Origin of the sequence: Solirubrobacter phytolaccae (assembly GCF_027587195.1) — a bacterium.
GTDB classification, from domain to species: domain Bacteria; phylum Actinomycetota; class Thermoleophilia; order Solirubrobacterales; family Solirubrobacteraceae; genus Solirubrobacter; species Solirubrobacter phytolaccae.
This window is the reverse complement of sequence record NZ_JAPDDP010000025.1, coordinates 1-17,970: the sequence shown is the minus strand read 5'-3', so window position 1 is coordinate 17,970 and position 17,970 is coordinate 1. Positions and strand designations below refer to the sequence as shown.

The window sequence follows — 17,970 nt, the reverse complement described above, 5'->3', positions numbered from 1 at the left end:
ACGCTAACCCCGATCGGTCAAGGGTGCGCGCGCGTGGCGCCCGGTCGCGCCGCACGAGCGGTGCTCCGGATTTCGGGTTGTGCGCGTGGAGACATCAGGGCGCGTAGGCGACCGCCTCGATCTCCACGCGCATGCGCGGGTCGAGCAGGCCCGCGACGACCATCGTCGCCGCCGGGCGGACCGTGGCGAACGCCTCGCCGTGGGCGCGGCCGACCGGCTCCCAATCGGCCGCGTCGGTGAGGTAGATGCGCGTGCGGACGACGCGGTCGAGGGAGGTGCCGGCCTCGTGGAGGGCGGCCGCGAGCTTGCGCAGGACCTCGCGCGTCTGGGCGGCGGGGTCGTCGCCGCCGACGATCGCGCCGTCGCCGTCGACCGCGGTGGTGCCGGCGACGTGGATCCAGTCGCCGGCGCGGACCGCCGCGCTGAAGCCGATCGTCGGGGCGTACGGAGAGGGGGAGGCGACGTGCGTGGGCATGCCGCGGAGCGTGCCGGGCGGATGCGAGCCTGTGCGGCCGTGCGTTCACCTCAGGAGAACATGCTGGCCGTGCTCGACGCGCTCGAGCCCGAGCCGCTGACGATCCGCGAGCTCGCGCGGCGCACCGGGCTGCCGCTGGCGAGCGTGCACCGCGTCGTCACGCGGCTCACCGCCTGGGGCGCGCTCGAGCGCACGCCGCAGGGCGTGCGGCCGGGGCTGAAGCTGTTCGAGCTCGGGCAGCTCGTGCCGGTGCGCGGCTCGCTGCGGGAGCTCGCGCTGCCGTTCATGGGCGACCTGTACGCGGCGACCCACGAGGTCGTCTCGCTCGCCGTGCTCGACGGCACGGACACCGTGTGGGTCGAGCAGCTCGCCGGGCGGATCGGGCCGCCGGTGCCGTCGCGGGTCGGCGGCCGGCTGCCGGCGCACGTGACCGCGGCCGGGAAGGTCCTGCTCGCCGCCTCCCCCGAGGCGACGGAGGCGCTGTGCGCGAACGGGCTCGAGCGGCACGGGCCGGGCACGATCACCGATCCGGAGCGGCTGCGGGCCGACCTGGCGGCCGTCCGGGAGCGCGGGATCGCGATCAACCGCGAGGAGTCACGCGCGGGCGTGCTCGGCGTCGCCGCGCCCGTGGTGCGCGACGGGACCACGGTGGCCGCGCTCGCCTTGGCCGTGGCGCGCCGCTCGCGCTCCAGCCCGGAGCTGATGGCGCCGGCGGTCCGCACCGCGGCGCTCGCGCTCGGGCGATCCCTCCGAATGAGTGCATAGGCTCAACGCAATGTGGTTGAGCCGGTTGACGGCCGTGGGCGCCCTCGCGATCGTGTCCGTCCTGTTCGCGGTCCTGACGTTGCGCTCGCCCGCGCCGGACGCAGCACGGTCGGCGGCTCCGACCCCGACCGCCAAGCCGCGCAAGGCCCACCGCGGCAAGAAGAAGGCGGCGGTGCCGGTCGTGGGGGAGATCACGGGCGCGAAAGCGCGCGCGATGGCGGTGCCGATCCTCATGTACCACGTGATCGCCAAGGCGCCCGCGGGCGTCGCGAACGCGGAGCTGTGGGTCGACGAGGACGTCTTCGCGGACGAGATGCGGGCGCTGGACGCCGCCGGGTACACGGCGATCACGCTCCAGCAGGCGTGGGACGGCTGGCAGCGGGGCGGGCCGCTGCCACGCAAGCCGATCGTGATTAGCTTCGACGACGGCTACCTCTCGCACTACACGCACGCGAAGCCGGTGCTGCGCAAGCTCGGCTGGCCGGGCGTGCTGTACCTGACGACCAAGTCGATCGGCCCGGGCGGGCTCACCGAGCACCAGATCCGGTCGCTGATCAAGGCGGGCTGGGAGCTCGACTCGCACACGCTCACCCACCCGGATCTCACGACGCTCGACGACGCCACGCTCGCCCGTGAGCTCGAGGACTCGCGCGCGCTGCTCCGCGAGCGCTTCGGCGTGCCCGTCAACTTCTTCGCCTACCCGGCCAGCCGCAACGACGCCCGCGTGCGCACGGCGACGGAGGCCGCCGGCTACCTCGCGGCGACCACCGTCGAGGAAGGGGTCGCGCGCGGCGGCGACGACCCGTTCGCGCTCAAGCGCGTCCGCGTGAACGCCACCGACACGGCCGAGTCGCTGCTCACCCGGCTGGCCGGTCCGCGCGGCTAGCGGCATCCGGGGGCGCGCCTTGCATTTGCGAGTGCGTCCGGTTTAGGCTGGAACTCTCGACTGCTGATCTGTCACCGAGCGAAAGGTGGGCGGTGTGCGTCTGGCTCCAAGCCATCTCGTCGTGCCACTGATCGCCATCGTGATCGCGGCGCTGCTGCTGAGCCTGCACACCGGTGCCGCGGTGTCGTGCGAGCCGGTCAAGGAGGGCACGGTCGCCGAGGCCGAGAAGCGGTTCACGGAGATACGGGATGAGGATCCGTCGGCGTGCGGCGGCGAGATGGCCGCGCGGAGGTGCGCGGCAGCCAAGACCGCGGCGAAGCAGCACCTGTATGCGCAGGCGCTCAAGGGGTACCAGCGCATGCTCGTCGACTCGCCCACGAACCGATGCGCCAACGACGGCATGGTGTATCTGGTCCGGTGCATGTGTCGCCGCGCGGCTGAGCTCGAGGTGCATGGCGCGACCGAGGCGGCGAGCAAGGCGTACGCGGCGATCCTGGCCGTCGAGCCGTTGAAGACGATCACGTCCTGCCCCGCGGCGGGGTTGCTGAGCGAGAAGCCCGACGAGACCGAGCCGCCGCCACCCGTGGTGATCCAGGGCGAGAAGGGCGAGCGGGGTGAGAAGGGCGCGAGAGGCGCCAGAGGCCGGAAGGGTGAGCGGGGGCCGAAGGGCGCGGACGGCACGACCGCGCCCGAGCCGACGCGCACTCCACTTCCGGAGACGCTGTGATGCTGGTCGCGTCCCTCTGGTCGGAGGTGGAGGACGCGGTGGCGCCCGTCGTCGACGCGGTCGAGGCGTGGGCGTCCGCGCTGAGCGCGATCGACTTCGTCTTCGTCGTCGTGATCGTCTGGGCGATCTACTGGATCTGGGCGAGCGTCACGTCGACGACGCGGCTCGGCGCGGTCGAGGTGGCGCCGGTCGAGCACGACGCGCCGGACCTGGTCCTGACGAGCCTCCTGCGCGAGCGGCTCGCGAAGGGTGGTCTCACCCCGCCGCCGCAGGTCCCGTCCGGGGCGCCGCAGGCCAACCTGATCGCCGCGGTGGAGTCCAGCGGGCATCCGCAGGCGCAGTGGATGGCGAAGGCGCTGAGCCTGGTGCCGAGCCCGCCGCGCCCGGTCGACTACAAGCTGGCGGTCACGGTGTTCTCCGCACCGGCGACGGCCAAGCGCAACCAGACGTTCGGCGCGCGGTACTGGCTGCAGCCCGCGACGACCGGCCAGGCGCAACTCGAGACGGTCCAAGGGCTCCCGTCCGCCGAGGCGGCGATCTGCCGCGTGGCGGCCGAGGTCGTGCTCGACATGTCGCGCAACGCCGGGCACGCGTTCCCGCAGTGGTCCCTGTGGACCGAGACGGAGGCGTTCCTGACCTACATGAAAGGCGTCTACTGCCTGCGCGACCATCACCCGCGGGACGCGCGGGATGCGTTCGAAGCCGCGCACGCAGCGGAGCCGTCCAACCTGCTCGTCCGGCTCCAGCTCGCGAATCTGAGCGAGCACGCCGCCGCTGGTCGCAGCCAAAAAACCCAGCGGTGGGGCTGGGCGCCCTCAGACCGCGTGCTGGTGAAGCTCGCCAGAAAGCAGGCGGAGATCGCCCGGAGCTACCTCGACATCGGCGTCGCGCGATCCGATCTCGTTTCCGCCCGCTACCGGGCCGGCATCGCCCTCGGCCGGCTCGCCGGCGACTGCCGGCTGCTCAAGGCCGAGGCTGACCGGCGCGCGCTCTGCGAGATCGTCGGCATCCCGGTGGACGACGATCCGAGCCCGGCGCTGTACGAGCTCGCCGAGGATGAGCTGGAAGCCGCGTTCCTGCTCACGGCCCGTTTTCACGTGCTCGCCCACGGCCGGCGTCTGCGCCATCGCTACGAGCCGACCGGCAGGGAGCGGTTGCAGCTCCGGCGGACGATCGCGGTCGCGCGCAAGGCGCTCGCGGTCCCGCAGCTCACTCCGGACGACGAGACGTGGCAGACCGAGTTGAAGGTGCGCTGGTGGCATCTCGGGGTGATGCGGCTGACGGCCGGCTGGAACGCCCACTACAACGCGGGCTGCGTGTTCGCGCTCCTGCACGCGCGGCAGCTGCGGCTCGAGCCGCACCAAGACGGTGTGGACCCGATCGACTCGGACGCGTCCCGGGCCCTGCGACGGCGCGCCTACGAGTACCTCGGCACCGCGATCGACAAAGCCGGAGGAGAGCTCCAGCCGGGGTGGCTGGCCTGGGACGATCCGGCGCTCCGCAGCCTGCGCTACGTCAACGAGCCGGAATGGAACGTCCTCGTGCGCCGCGTGAGCGGAAGCTCGAGGCTGGAGGGGCAGCCGATGCCGCAGTCCGCGCAGGGCGATCCGCGCCGGCGCCGGTTCCAGACGCGCTGCGTCGCCGGGGTGCTGGCCGCGCTCTCGCTGACCGTCTTGCTGTTCGATCGCGACGAGCTGGGGATTACCTTGGCGCTCGCGCTCCCGTCGATCATCGGGTTGCTGTGGTTCCTCAAGGAGCGGCGGCTGACCGCGCAGGCCGGCGTGCTCGACCAGCAATCGATCCTCCTGCGCAAGGCCGAGCCCAACCCGGCGCGGACGCCTCAGCCGGCCGCGGCGGTGGCCGACCCCGGGCGGACGAGCCCCGTCTCGTAGGCCACGACGACCGCCTGCACGCGGGAGCTCACCCCGAGCTTGCCGAGCACGCGGGTCACGTGCGACTTGACCGTGGTCTCCGAGAGGAACAGCTCGCGGCCCATCTCGGCGTTCGACATCCCGCGCGCGAGCAGCTGCAGGATCTCGCGCTCGCGCGGGGTGAGGCCGTCCAGGCGCGCGGTCAGCGCCGCGTCCAGGTCGGGGCGTGCGAGGAAGTGCTCGATCAGCCGCGTCGTGATCGCGGGGTCGAGCAGGGACTCGCCGCCCGCGACCGTGCGGACCGCGTTCGCGAGCGCTTCGCCCGACGCCGACTTGAGCAGGAACCCGGCGGCGCCGGCCCGCAGCGCGTGGAAGACGTACTCGTCGTGGTCGAAGGTGGTGATCACGAGCACGCGGGCGCGGCTGCCGCTCGCGAGCAGCCGCTTGGTGGCCTCGAGGCCGTCGAGCCGCGGCATCCGGATGTCCATCAGCACCACGTCCGGGTGCACGCGCAGCGCCTCGTCGACGGCGACCGCGCCGTCCCCGGCCTCGGCGACGACCTCGATGTCCTCCTCGGCGTCGAGGATCGCGCGCAGGCCGCCGCGCAGCAGGGCCTGGTCGTCGGCGATCAGGACCCGGATCACGGCTCGAGCGGGAGTCGGATCGACCAGGCGTCGCCGCGGCGGCGGACGGCGCCGGCGCACGGCTTGACGAACGCGCGCAGGCTGCCCTCGCGGTGGCCGTCGAGCTCGCCGCGCCAGCGGATCTCCAGCCACGCGTCCTGCACGGTGAACGTGAGGTCCTGGCCGGCGAGCAGCTCGACGCAGCGGTATGCGCACACCGCGACGCCGCCGGGGAGCGCCGACTCCACGCCGGGCACGTCACTCGGCATCGGCGACAGCGACACGGGCGCGCCGTCGTCGAGCAGGCGGGCGAGCCGGCGCAGCTCGTCCATCGCCTCCGCGGTGAGCCCGCGGACCGCGCGGATCGCGGTCGAGGCGCCGCAGCCGGCGGTGGCGCCGAGCAGGCGCTCGGCCGCCGCGGCCTGCACCTGGACGGCGGCGACGCGGTGGGTGATGAGGTCGTTGAGATCCGCCGCGAGCGTGAGCCGCGGGCCGCTGGGAAGGCGCGTCACGCCTTCGACGCTAACCCACGCCGGAGCCGTTCACCCACACCGAAAGGTGGATGTGATGGCAACACTTCGGTGCAACACTCGCGGCCGGTGCGGACCACGCTCAAGCTCCCGATTCCTGCGATCGCGGCCGTGCTGCTGGCCTTCGGGATCGTCGAGCTGTTCCTGCGCGAGCGCGGGGTGGAGGTCGGCCCGCGGCTCGCGATGTACGCGCTCGTGCTGGGCACGCTGCTCGTGCTGCCGCGCGCGCCGGCCCTCGTCGTCGGGCTGATCCTGCTCGAGCTGCTCGTGCTCAAGGAGACGCGGTTCGTGACCATGCTCGGCACGGCGACCTCGTTGCTCACGCCGTTCGCCGCCTTCTTCGCCGCCGCGGTGCTCCTCCCGACGCGGCGCGTGTGGGTGCTGGTGGCGCTACTCGCAGCCCACATGGCCTGGCGCCTCACGTTGCCGATGCAGCCGTGGGTCGCGCTCTATCAGGACACGACGCTGTACCTGGGCGCGATCGCGGCGGGGGCGATGCTGCACCACCGGCACCAGCGGCTCGCGGAGATCCTGGCCGACCGCGACCGGCTGGTCACGGCGCTCGCCACCGGGCCCGGCGACGCGGCCACGGCCGAGCAGCTGCGCATGTGGAGCCTGCTCGAGCAGCGCATCGAGCCGGTGATCGAGGCGCTCCCGCGCGAGGTGGAGGCCTCGCGGCACGCGCCCGAGCGCCTGGAGACGATCCGTGCGCAGGCCGCGGACGCGCTCGCCGAGATGCAGGCGACGATCCGCTCGCTCGGCGACCCGGAGCCGCCCCCGCCGATCACGCCCGAGCACGCGCCGCTCCGGCTGCGCGCGATCTCGCCGCTGTGGATCGCGTGCGCGCTGGTGCTCGTGGCGGCGGTGATCGAGATGCTCGCCGCCGACACGGTCAGCGTCTACGCGGTCGCCTTCGCCTTGATCCCCCTGCTCGCCCCGCGCGCGCCGATCGTCGCGTCCGTGCTGGTGGTGATCACGGCGATCGTCTGCTCGCTCGACAGCGGGATCCCCGTCGCCGCGCGCACCGCCGACTTCTCGGCCGTGCTCACGCTGCTCGTGGCCGGCTCCTCCGCCCGCCCGGCACGTGCCGTCGCCAGCCTCGTGATCGTCACCACCGGGCTGCTCGTCTCACAGGGCCTGGACCCGACGATGGACTGGCCGGCGCTCGCGTTCATCGCCACCGCGGTCGTGTACCTCACGAACTGGCTGTTCGCCGTGCTCCTGCGCGACGTCGCCGCCGAGCAGCGGCAGGTGGGGAGGAGCCTGGCCGACGCCGCGGACGCGCTCGCCGCCCTCCGGCAGCGCGCCGTCCGCCGCGAGCGCGTCCGGCTCGCGCACGAGCTGCACGACCTCGTCGGGCACGCGCTGACGGCGGTCGCGATCCAGGCGGGCGTGGCCAAGGCCCAGCGCAAACGGGGGCTCCAGCCCGCGTTCGGGCCACTCGAGGAGGCCGCGCGCCAGGGCGTCGTCGAGCTGCAGCGGCTCGCCACCGTGCTCGGCCACGAGACCGATCTCACCGCCGAGCTCGAACGCGTGACCGACACCGCGCGCGCCACCGGCCAGCACGTCGAGCTCGAGCTGCGCCCGCCGGAGACCGAGCTTGCGCCGCAGCTCCGCCACACCGTCGTCTGCGTCGCGGCGGAGGCGCTGACGAACGCCGCCAAGCATGCGGGCGGCGCGGCGGTGCGCGTGAGCCTGAAGGCGCGCGCGGACCGGCTGGAGCTGGCGGTGAGCGACGACGGCGGCCACGCCCACGACCTCCCGAGCGGCGGGCGCGGGCTGGACTCGATGGCGCGGCGCGTGCAGGACTGCGGCGGCACGTTCGCGAGCGGGCCGCGCCCGGACGGAGGCTGGACCGTCCAGGCCGTCCTGCCCCTTTCTGTGTAGCCGTCCACACCGCATTGCCGACGACGGCACCCCGGTCGCCGACGGATAGTCGGCGGCATGCGACTTTCCCCACTCGCGCTCGTGCTCACGGCCCTGGCGCTCCCCGCCACCGCCCAGGCCGACTCGATCTCCTACATCAAGGGCGGCGACGTCTGGATCGCGTCGCCGGACGGCTCCAACCAGACCCGGATCACCACCAGCGGCGCGTACAAGGCCGTCTCGCAGGGTGACGACGGCACGCTCGTCGCCGTCAGCGACCGCGACCTGTACCGGCTGGACCGCACCACCGGTGCCGTGCTCAACGAGATCAACACGCCGCTCGGGATCGGCTGGTTCGGTCCGTGGGAGCCGGCCGTCTCGCCCGACGGCACGAAGGTCGCCTACGAGCTCCGCGACATCAACGGCTATCCCGCCGTCGCCTACTCGAACACCGACGGCAGCATCCAGAGCCGCCCGCTGCACACGGGCTGGACGTGGCCGTCGTGGATCGACAACACGTGGCTCGTGCACTCGGAGAAGCCGAACGCGCTGGCCGAGGACACGATCGTCCGCGCCGTCGGCTCGCCCAACAACGAGGGCACGCCGTGGTTCACGCACCCCGGCCGCACGCCGCTCGCCGACGTGGACATCAAGGGTGACCTGTTCGCCGGCATCACCAACGACACGATCCTGACCGTCTTCCGCTTCACCGGGGAGCCCGGCACGGGCGCGGTCGACGGCTGCTTCCAGTACGAGAACCCGAGCGGCGGCAAGTTCACCGGCCCCGCGTTCTCGCCGGACGCCCGCGCGCTGGTGTGGGGCGAGGGCGACGGCATCTGGCGCGGCGACATGCCGAACCTCAGCGGCGGCTGCATCGCGCCGCCGGACGGCCGGCTGATCATCCCCGGCGCCTACAACCCCGACTGGAGCCCCGCGGCCGTTCCCGTGCCGCAGACCCCGCCGCCGCCCGCTCCCCCCGCGCCGCCCGCCCCGCCGGTGCCGGTGCCGCCGGCCGCGAAGCCGATGACGCTCAGCACCGCCAAGCAGAGCCTCAAGACCGCGCTCAAGCAGGGCATCACCGTCACGCTCGCCAACGCGACCGCCAAGACGAAGGTCACCGCGAGCTACAAGAAGAAGGTCGTCGCCAGCGGTACCGGCACGACCAAGGTGACGCTGAAGTTCACGAAGAAGGCGGCGAAGGACCTCAAGCGCAAGCGGTCCGTGAAGCTGACGCTGAAGGCGGGCGCCGTCACCAAGACCCTGACGCTCAAGTGAAGCGCGCGCTGCTGCTGGCGCTGTCCCTGCTCGCGCTGACCGCGCCGGCAGCAGCGGCCGACACGATCGTCGTCAACCAGGGCGGGACCCTCGACGACGCCGACCACACCAACGGCACCGGGGTGTGCGAGACCGAGCCCGGCGAGGGCGACTGCACGCTGCGCGCCGCGATCCAGACCGCGAACGTGCAGCCGGGCAAGGACACGATCGAGTTCGACCTGGACCTGATCCTCGCCCGGATCAAGCCGCGCACGGCGCTGCCCGCCGTGACCGACGCGGTGCTGATCGACGGCTGGTCGGCATCCGCGGCCCATCCCGAGGAGGGCATGCCGGTCGTGGAGATCGACGGCGCGGACGTGCCGATCCCCGACCCGGGCAGCCACGGCGGGTCGATCCGGGTCGTCCGGCCGTACGGGCTCGACGTCCGCGCGCCCAACTCGGAGATCCGCGGGCTCGCGATCCACGGCTTCCCGAGCGTCCAGCTCGGCCTCACCGGCGCCGACTCGACGCTCGTGCAGGGCAACCGCCTCGGGCTCGACTCGCTCGGAGTGGACACCGGCGCCATGGCGATCGTCGGCCTCTACGTGCAGAGCACGATCCAGGCGACGATCGGCGGCGCGACGGCCAGGACCCGCAACACGATCAGCGGCAGCTGGAACGGCATGCTGGTCACGGGCTCGCGCTCGATCGCGAACCTCGTGCACGGCAACTACGTCGGCAGCGACCCGTCCGGCCTGGCCGTGATCGGCAACGAGGCCAACGGCATCCTGGTCACAGCGAACGCGTCGCTCGGCGCGGCCGACAACACGCTCGTCGCCGGCAACTTGATCGTCGGTAGCGACCAGGCCGTGCGCGTCATCGAGGCCACCAAGACGTCGGTCTTCAACAACTGGATCGGGCTGACCGCGACCGGCCTCGGCACGGACGCGATGGGCAAGAGCGCCGGCAACCGGACGGGCATCGACGTCCTGAGCGCCCACGACACGCTGGTCGGCGGCGGCGACGAGGCGTGGGGGAACATCGTCGCCGGCAGCGCCGAAGCGGGCATCGCCGTGCGCGCGGCGTCGACCGACACGCGCGTGGAGGGCAACCTCGTCGGCACCGACCCGACCGGTGGCGCCACCGTCGACTACATGGGCAACCCGCTGCGCAAGGCCAAGGCCGGGATCGTCGTCATCGCCGACACCGACGGGGACCACCCGGTGCGCACGACGATCGGCGGCGAGACGGCGACGAAGGGCAACCTCAGCTCGGGCAGCCAGGTCGGGATCGGCGTGTTCGGCGGGGTGGAGGACGTCAAGCTCCAGCGCAACCTCGTCGGCACCGACCTGCCCGGCTTCAAGGCACTGCCGAACGACGTCGGCGTCGCGGTCGGCGAGGACGAGGGGCTGCCCGAGTCGCCCGTGGACGTCCGGGTCGGCACGCCCGGCCACGGCAACGTCATCTCCGGCAACCAGCGGGGCGTGATGCTCTTCGAGCACGCCGAGCACGTCCGCGTGCAGGGGAACAAGATCGGCCCGGGCTACGACAACCGGCCGATCGGCAACGACGAGGCGGGGATCCTCAGCGGCGGCACGGGCAACGTGATCGAGGAGAACGTGGTCGCGGGCAACGGCGGGCCGGGAATCGGCGCCGTCGAGAACGCGAGCGAGCTCGTCATCCGCGCGAACCAGGTCAAGGAGAACGACGGTCCCGGGATCGTCGCCAAGAGCGTCGAGGGCGCCGACGTCCCGAGCAGGATCACGATCGAGCACAACTTCGTCACCGACAACCGCAGCCACGGCATCGAGATCGAGGAAGAGGTGGCCGAGACGGTCGTCCGCGGCAACGCCGTCGGCCAGAACCGTGGCGACGGCGTGCATGTCTATGACGCCGTCGACACGACCATCGACGACAACGACATCGATGACAACGGCAGCGACGGCGTCGACCTGCTGGGTGCCAAGCGCGTGCAGCTGACGCGCAACGAGATCGACGGCAACGCGTTCGCCGGGGTGAGCGTCGGCACGCTCGCGGAGGAGATCGTCATCGGCTGGGGCGCCGAGGAGCATCCGCTGAGCGGGTGCGTCGAGCGCTGCAACGTGATCGCGCGCAACGGCGGACCTGGCGTGGAGATTCCCGGCGACGAGGAACCCGTCACGGTCCGCGGCAACCAGTTCGTCGAGAACGAAGGCCAGGCCGTGGACCTCGGCCGCGAAGGGCCCGACGCGCTCGACCCGCTCGATGCCGACGACCTCCTCAACACCGCCGCGGGCGTGCGCGGCATGCGTGATCCGCAGACCGACGAGGTCGCGATCACGGGCGAGCTGACCGCCGGGTTCGACCACGAGGCCCGGGTCGACCTCTACGGCCTCACCGACGCACAGGCGCCGGAGGCCGAGCGCGCCCGCTCGGGGACCTTCATCGGCACGGCCTTCCCGGACGAGCGCGGCAATTTCGTGCTGCGCACCCAGGCACCGCACGCGAGCTACATGGCGCTCGTCATCGACCGCTACGGCCGCACCTCGGAGGCCTCGCTGGTGTGCTCGGCGCACGACGGCACCTCCGACCAGGACGGCGACGCGCTCTGCGACGACTGGGAGACCGACGGCATCGACTACGACGCCGACGGCACCGTGGACATGGAGCTCTACGACGCGGACGAGCACGAGCGTGACGTCCATGTCGAGATCGACTACACGGAGGGTGCCTTCTGGGGGCTCGGCGCCGACGCCGCGCCGTCCCGGCTCGCGCTGGACATGGTCGAAGAGGCCTTCGAGGAGGCGCCGCACCCGATCCGCCTGCACCTGGAGCTCGACGAGGAGCTCGACCGGCTCGACGAGCCGTTGCGGGTCGCCGAGCGCGGCCCGGAGAAGCGCGACGACCTGCGCGACCTGCGCTACGGCAACCTCGTCGACGAGTGCGACGGGAGCTTCGGCACCCAGTGGGAACGCGACGCGCGCTACTGCTTCGCCCGCCTCGGCGCGCGCGGCCTCGCCTATCGCTACGCCGTCTTCACGGACGAGCTCGCCGGCTACGACGCCGGGCAGGCCGCCGGCGGCGACGCGCTGGCGATCGGCGTCGCCAAGTGGGGCGATCCGCACGTGCAGGACATGGCCGGCGGCGTCAGCCACTGCGTGCGCCCGGACCTCTGCCGCGCGCGCGTGCACGCTTCCGTGCTCATGCACGAGCTCGGGCACACGCTCGGCCTCGAGCACGCGGGCCGCGAGTTCGCGCCCAACTACCTGAGCGTGATGAACCCGTCGCTGACGTTCCCGAACTTCTCCTGGCAGCGGCCGCTCGACTACTCGCGGCGGGCGTTGCCGACCCTGGACGAGCGCTCGCTCAGCGAACCCGACGGCCTGCGGGCCGGGGGCGACCCGGCGTGGCTGGAGACCGTCCGCATGGTCTACGACACGGACTTCGACGTCTGCCGGCCCGAGCTGGAGTCCGTGATCCGCCCGATCGACTGGAACCACGACGGCGACACGGACGACGTGGGCGTGAGCGCCTCGATCAACGACCCCGACGGCACGCCCGACACGAGCATGCAGGAGTGCCAGAAGCCCGAGAGCCGGCTCGACGAGCTCGAGGGCTACGACGACTGGTCGAACCTGCAGCTGGACATGCGCTCCGTGCAGACGAGCTACGACGCGGCCGCGCGCCGTGCGGACGGGCTCGACAGCGACCTCGCGCGGCTGATGGCCGTCACCGACAGCGACCACGACGGGACCGTCAACACCAAGGACAACTGCACGCAGCGGGCGAACCCGGGGCAGGAGGACGCCGACGCGGACGGGATCGGCGACGCGTGCCTGGAGCTGATCACCGAGCGTGACCTGTCGCTGAAGGTCGAGGCCGACGACCCGGACCCGGCGATCGGGCGGCCGGTGACGCTGACGGCGACGCTGCACAACGACTTCCCGCTCCCGGCCACCGGGCTGCGGGTGCGGGTCCCGGTGCCGGAGGGCTGGACGCTCGCGTCCGCGGAGGCCTCCGCCGGCACGTACGCCGACGGCGTGTGGTCGGTCGAGTCGCTCGCGAAGCGCTCCTCCGCCACCCTGGCGCTGAAGGCCGTTCCCGGGACCGAGGGGGCGCGCGCCCTGAAGGCGGAGATCGAGCACGCCGACCAGGCCGATCCCGACTCGACTCCCGGCAACGACGGTGACTTCGAGGACGACCGCGTCGTGCTGGACTTCGATCCGCTGCCGACCGAGATCGTCGTCGGCGTGGCCGACGCGCGGGTGCAGGAGGGTAACCGCGCAGCCGTCAAGGCGCGGGTCAAGCTCACCCTGCCGCGCACGTGGCGACGGCCGGTGACCGTGCGCTACGCGACGGTGCCGGGGACCGCGACCGCGGACGACTTCACGGCGGCCGAGGGCGCCGTGCGCATCGAGCCGGGCCAGCAGTCGGCGGCAATCGACGTGTCCGTGCGCGGCGACCGCCTGGTCGAGGAGACCGAGCGCTTCACGCTGGCGCTGACGGCCGAGGGTGGGACGCTGGCCCGGACCGCGGCGGAGGTCGTGATCGCCGATGACGACGCTCCCGCGCAGCCCGGGCAGCTCGACTACCTCGGCTGCGTCTCGGAGGACCGCGGGCCGCTCAGCGCGTGCCAGAACACCGCGCCCGGGCTGGGGGAGCCGACCACGGTGCTCTCGCCCGACGACCGGTTCCTGTACGTGATCGGGGAGGACCGGCTCGTGGTGCTCGAGCACGGCGAGACGCCGGCCGTGCGCCAGTGCATCGCGCTGCTCGAGCGCATCGCGGGCTGCGAGGGGCGCATGCGCTCGCGGGTGTGGATCGTGGCGTCGACGTTCAGCCCCGACGGGCGCTTCCTCTACCTGCTCACGCGCCACGCGGGGACGGGGCGCGCCACCGGGCTGCAGGTCCACGAGCGCGATCCGCAGACCGGCAAGCTCACGCAGGTCGCGTGTTACAACGGCATCTCGAGCTGCCCGGGGCTGGACGCCATCGACAACCTGGACCGGGTCACCGAAGGCCGGACCGAGCTGCGCGCGGACGGGTCGCAGCTGCTCGCCGTTCCCGACGCCGAGGACGGGGCGACGGGGCGGATCGTGACCTTCGCGCGCGCCGGGGACGGCACGCTGTCCGACGACCGCTGCTACGACGAGGGCGAGTTCGCCGAGGCGCCGTGCCTACCGCTGAACGCGAGCTGGGGCAACGACGCCGAGGCGGCGTTCGGCTCGGGGCCGGGGTGGAAGTGGCTCGTGCGCACCGACGCCGGGCTGATGGCGCTGCAGCGTGACGACGACGGCCGGCTGTGGCCGACGGCGTGCGCGGCGTGCGCGACGGACTTCGGCGGCGCCGGCGACGTGGAGGTGACGCCCGAGGCGGTCTACGTCAGCGGCGAGGATCGCGTCGCGGTGCTGTCACACGAGTTGGGGGTCAGGGAGGGGTGCGTGCAGGACGCGGGGCTCGCCGAGACGGCGTGCCCGGTGCGGGTGGAGGCCCTCGGTGGGCTCCGCGGCCTGCAGCTCTCACCGGACGGCAAGGACCTCTACGCGGGCGCACGCGGCGGTGGCGTGCTGGCGCTGCACCGCGGCGTGGGCGGCGCGCTCACCGGGGGTGAGTGCGTGATCGCCGAGACCGAGACGAGCCGCTGCGGCGACGGGAACGCGGGCGGTGGGTTCGCGTTCCGGGCCGGCGAGGTCTGGACGGCGCGCGACGGCGTGCTCGCGCGGTTCGTCCGCTTCTCCGAGCGCGGGCCGGAGAACCGCAGGCCGGTCTGCGCCGGCGGCACGGCGTACGCGAAGCCGGGCGGTGGGGTGGACGTGGCGCTGCGCTGCAGCGACCCGGACGGTGACGGCGTCACGGTCGAGGTGACCGGCCCGCCGAAGCTCGGGCAGCTGACGGTCGATGCCGACGGCGCAGGCCGATACGCGGCGGGTGCGGTGCGTGGCGAGGACGCGATCCGCTTCCGCGCGAGCGACGGCCACGACCGGTCCGACGAGGCGGTGCTGACCGTCAAGGTCGACGACCTCGCGCCCGTGTGCAGGTCCCGCCGCTCGGACTACCGCGTGCCCTTCCAGACGGAGGCGCGGCTCGAGTGCGCCGACCCCGAGGGCGGGCCCGTGACGACGCAGATCGTCACCCCGCCGGACCGGGGGACGCTGACCGGGACGACGTTCAGCTACGCCGAGCCCGCGTCGGCGGAGATCACGCTCACCTACACGGGCACCGACGAGGGCGGCAACGTGTCGGCGCCGGCGACCGAGACGTTCGTCATGACGTACGTCGCGCCGCCGCCGCCCGCTCCCACACCCGGTCCGTCGCGTCCCAACCGGGGCAACGACCGCCCGCGGACCACCTGCCGGAGCAATTGCGAGCCGGACCCGCGCGGCTACGTGCCGGTCACGATCACGTGCCCGCGCGACGCCTCCAACGCGTGCACGGGCGACGTGCAGATCTGCGACCCGAAGGGCTGCCGCAAGGTGGGCAAGACGTCCGCGGTGCTCGGCCGGAGCTCGTTCAAGCTCCAGCCGGGCAAGTCGAAGACGGTCAAGGTGAAGCTCGGGAAGGCGATGCGCTCCAAGCTCAAGAAGCAGCGCAAGCTGAAGGTGCAGCTCGTGGTGACGCTCAGGCCGCCGGGTGCGAAACCGCTCGTGACGACCACGCGGGTGACGCTTCGCGCGCCGCGATCGCCAGCCAGAGCAAAGCGCTGACGAACCCGCCGCCGGCCTGCGACGCGGGGATCATCCCGACGTAGGCCAGCGGCAGGGCGAAGGCCAGGTGGGGATCGCCTCGCGGCGGCGCAGGATCACCGCGAGCGCGATCCACCCGCCGAGGATCGCCAGGTTGGCGGGGGCGGCGACGGCGGCGAAGAAGCTCGGGTCCTCGCCCTTGACGTTGGAGACGGTGGCGAGGGCGCCGAGGATGACTTGCGCGACGATCGGGACGAGCGCGACGCGTGGCGCGCCCAGCTTGCCGAGGCGGTGGATGACGGGGACGAGCGCGAGCAGCGTGATGGAGAGCAGCGCGACGATCAGGTGCTGGGTGCCGCCGATCGTGGTCGACTCGCTCGACTGCTCGTGCGTGAGCTGCAGGGCGGCGGTGAGGGCGAGCGCGGCGGCGGCGGTCGTCGCGCCGAGGAAGGTGCGGGTCATCGGATCGTGAGCTTTCGGTTGACGGTGACGCCGCCGGCGGTGACGGCGAGGGTGAGGCGCTTGGCGCGCGACTTGGTCTTGCTGAGGCGCAGGGTCAGGGCGCCGGGTGTGCGCGCGGTGGCCTTGGCGGTGGCGACGGTCTTCTTGCCGTCGACGAGCTTCGCGGTGACCTTGCCGGTGGCGGGGACGCTGACCTTGATCGTCAGGCCCTTGCGCAGCACAGCGCGGGTGGCCTTGGCAGTGGAGATCGTAAGCGTGGGCTTGCCGGGGTTCGCGGGCGGGGCGGGATTCGGGGTGCTGCCCGGGGGCGTGGGCGTGGGCGTCGGCGTCGGCGTGGTGCCGGTGAGCGGCGCGTAGCGCGCGGCGGGCGGATCGGCCTGGCCCCAGTCGGGCTCGCTGCCGGTCGCGGTCAGGATGCGCTCGCCGGCGACGTCGCACGTGCCGGCGACGACGGAGCTGAAGCTGACGATCTCGATGCCCTTCGCGCTCTGGAACGCGACGCTGCGGCTGTCGGGCGACCACGACGGGTCGGCGTGCTGCTCGTCACCCGCGCTCGTCTGGCACGCGAGCTGCGGCTGCGCGGGCGGCGTCTGGGTCTTCGGATCGCCGCTCACCGCGAAGAAGGCGATCAGCGTGTCCTTGCCGTAGAAGAACGTGGTCGCGAGCTTCTTGTTGTCGCGCGAGAGCTCACCGTCGCCCTGGTCGGCGTTCGGCGTCATCCACGCCTGGTGCGAGTAGTCGCCGGGACCGAGGTCGTCGATCGACACCTGCGAGCCGTGACCGCCGAACACGAGCGTGCGCTCGTTCGTGATCCACTCGGGATGCGCGACGTCGAACTGGTTGCCGTACACGTCCACGGGCGTGGCGGTCGTGACGTCGGCGCGCGTGTAGAACGTCGAGGTGACCACGCCGCAGGTCGCGACCACGTTGCAGAAGTAGCCCGTGTAGACGTACGCGAGCTTGGAGCCGTCGGGCGAGAAGGACAGCTCGATCGGCCGCGGCGTGAACTGCCCCGCGTTGCTCGACTTCTGGTAGGTCGTCGTGATCGTCCGGAGCGGCCGGCCGTCGCGAGCCATGACGCTGATCGGCCCACCGCCCTGGACGGCCGCGACCGTCCCGTCGTCGGCCTGCGTCGGCGAGTGCCAGCCACCGCCCTCGGTCAGCTGCACCTTGTGCGAGCCGTCGCCCTTGGCGGACCAGACGTTGCCCTGGTCGATGTACACGATCGAGTCGGCGGCCGCGCTTGCCGGTACGACGAGCGCCCCGGCGAGGGCTGCGGCGGTGAGGAGTCGGAGCATGCGATCCAGACTCCCGATCGCCGCACCCCCTCGGAATGGGGACCCGCCCCGGAATCGCCCCTAGGTGCGGTTGTCCGCACCCGAGTCGAGCGCGCTCGCGAGCTCGGTGCGGGAGCGGATGCCGAGCTTCGCGTAGACGTTGCCGAGCGTGAACTCGACGGTCTTGCGGGTCACGAACAGGGTCTCGGCGATCTCGCGGTTGGAGAGGCCGCGGGCGGCGTGCTCGGCGGTGCGGCGTTCGGCCGGGGTGAGCGCGGCGACGCCCTCGACCGCGACCCGGCGCGGGCGGCCGCCGGCCTTGAGCAGCTCCTCGGCCGCGTGCGTGGCGAGCGCGGTGAGGTCGGCGCGCGCGGCGAGGTCGCGGGCGCGGGCGAGCTGCTCACGCGCAGCCGTCTTGTCGCCAGCGCGGCGCAGCGCGGCACCGAGCGCGACCTGGGCCTCGGCGCGCACGCGCGGCGAAGGCGAGCCGGCGCGTCGCTCGTCGCCCAGGCCGGGCCCACCCACAGCGCGCCCGCCGTCGCCCCGCCCGGCCTCGCCAAGTCGGAGGCCAA

13 protein-coding genes are annotated in these 17,970 nt (G+C 73.0%); 7 read left to right on the top strand and 6 right to left on the bottom strand.

What is annotated here, in order from left to right:
* Window positions 1–94: 94 nt before the first annotated feature.
* Complete coding sequence (locus tag OJ997_RS15310; protein ID WP_270026028.1) at window positions 95–475, bottom strand: RidA family protein; 381 nt, start codon at window positions 473–475, stop codon at window positions 95–97.
* 39 nt (window positions 476–514) lie between these two features.
* Between OJ997_RS15310 and OJ997_RS15305 the strand changes: the two genes are divergently transcribed.
* The 4 genes from OJ997_RS15305 to OJ997_RS15290 all read left to right on the top strand — a co-directional run bounded on the left by OJ997_RS15305 (window position 515) and on the right by OJ997_RS15290 (window position 4,745).
* Window positions 515–1,240, top strand: a complete 726-nt coding sequence (locus OJ997_RS15305) for an IclR family transcriptional regulator (protein WP_270026027.1) — start codon at window positions 515–517, stop codon at window positions 1,238–1,240.
* 10 nt (window positions 1,241–1,250) lie between these two features.
* Window positions 1,251–2,126 carry a polysaccharide deacetylase family protein gene (locus tag OJ997_RS15300; RefSeq protein ID WP_270026026.1) on the top strand — a complete coding sequence of 292 codons (876 nt, stop codon included), beginning with the start codon at window positions 1,251–1,253 and terminating at the stop codon, window positions 2,124–2,126.
* Between the two features lie 121 nt (window positions 2,127–2,247).
* Complete coding sequence (locus tag OJ997_RS15295) at window positions 2,248–2,853, top strand: collagen-like triple helix repeat-containing protein (RefSeq protein ID WP_270026025.1); 606 nt, start codon at window positions 2,248–2,250, stop codon at window positions 2,851–2,853.
* A complete protein-coding gene (locus OJ997_RS15290) occupies window positions 2,853–4,745 on the top strand; it encodes a hypothetical protein (protein ID WP_270026024.1) in 1,893 nt (630 codons plus the stop codon). The genes OJ997_RS15295 and OJ997_RS15290 overlap by 1 nt, the downstream gene beginning before the upstream one ends.
* Here OJ997_RS15290 and OJ997_RS15285 read toward each other — a convergent pair.
* Entirely contained in the window at window positions 4,694–5,368 is a 675-nt protein-coding gene (locus OJ997_RS15285; RefSeq protein ID WP_270026023.1) for a response regulator, read from the bottom strand. The two genes, OJ997_RS15290 and OJ997_RS15285, sit on opposite strands and share 52 nt — an antisense overlap.
* Complete coding sequence (locus tag OJ997_RS15280) at window positions 5,365–5,859, bottom strand: histidine kinase (protein WP_270026022.1); 495 nt, start codon at window positions 5,857–5,859, stop codon at window positions 5,365–5,367. Before OJ997_RS15280 ends, OJ997_RS15285 begins: the two co-directional genes overlap by 4 nt.
* 87 nt (window positions 5,860–5,946) lie before the next feature.
* Between OJ997_RS15280 and OJ997_RS37595 the strand changes: the two genes are divergently transcribed.
* The 3 genes from OJ997_RS37595 to OJ997_RS38105 are packed head-to-tail and all read left to right on the top strand — an operon-like array spanning window position 5,947 to window position 15,680.
* Window positions 5,947–7,764, top strand: a complete 1,818-nt coding sequence (locus OJ997_RS37595; RefSeq protein WP_270026021.1) for a sensor histidine kinase — start codon at window positions 5,947–5,949, stop codon at window positions 7,762–7,764.
* A 57-nt stretch (window positions 7,765–7,821) separates the two neighbouring features.
* Window positions 7,822–9,018, top strand: coding sequence for a TolB family protein (locus OJ997_RS15270; protein ID WP_270026020.1), 1,197 nt, complete (start codon window positions 7,822–7,824; stop codon window positions 9,016–9,018).
* Window positions 9,015–15,680, top strand: coding sequence for a right-handed parallel beta-helix repeat-containing protein (locus tag OJ997_RS38105; protein WP_270026019.1), 6,666 nt, complete (start codon window positions 9,015–9,017; stop codon window positions 15,678–15,680). The genes OJ997_RS15270 and OJ997_RS38105 overlap by 4 nt, the downstream gene beginning before the upstream one ends.
* A 30-nt stretch (window positions 15,681–15,710) precedes the next feature.
* On the opposite strand, the gene OJ997_RS15260 is transcribed toward OJ997_RS38105, so the two are convergent.
* From OJ997_RS15260 to OJ997_RS15250, 3 genes are all read right to left on the bottom strand, one after another.
* Window positions 15,711–16,121 carry a hypothetical protein gene (locus OJ997_RS15260; RefSeq protein WP_270026018.1) on the bottom strand — a complete coding sequence of 137 codons (411 nt, stop codon included), beginning with the start codon at window positions 16,119–16,121 and terminating at the stop codon, window positions 15,711–15,713.
* The gene (locus OJ997_RS15255; protein ID WP_270026017.1) at window positions 16,118–17,419 is read right to left on the bottom strand and encodes a TolB-like translocation protein; all 1,302 of its coding nucleotides are present in this window, start codon (window positions 17,417–17,419) and stop codon (window positions 16,118–16,120) included. Before OJ997_RS15255 ends, OJ997_RS15260 begins: the two co-directional genes overlap by 4 nt.
* 60 nt (window positions 17,420–17,479) lie before the next feature.
* A partial coding sequence (locus OJ997_RS15250) for a helix-turn-helix transcriptional regulator (protein ID WP_270026016.1) occupies window positions 17,480–17,970 on the bottom strand: 491 nt, incomplete at its 5' end.